Genomic DNA, 310 nt, shown 5'->3' on the forward strand with positions numbered 1-310 from the left:
CCACCAGCGCGAAGCGTCCGGCAGCCCGCACTACCTGGCCAGGGGCATCCTTGGGTACATCGTCGGCCATGATGCTGTCCCGGCCTTCGCGGATGGCATCCAGTACGGCGGCGCGATCTTCTACCACGCGGTGCAGGAAAGCACGCCCAGCGTGGCCATAGTGGTTTGCCGCGCCGCGCTTGAATGCGATGGACAGGTCGGCACCCGATGGCTGGCCGGCCAGCGTGTCGAACAAGCCCAGGCCGCGACCGGCATCGGCAGCAATGTCGATCAGGCGTACTTCTTGCCCGGCACGGGCGTGCTTGCCGGC

General features: G+C 67.7%; 1 pseudogene. It reads right to left on the reverse strand.

The features are described from left to right. Window positions 1–310 (reverse strand): annotated as a pseudogene (locus EGI20_RS19180) (DUF927 domain-containing protein); the annotation flags it as partial.

This window comes from Aquitalea sp. S1-19 (assembly GCF_024343515.1).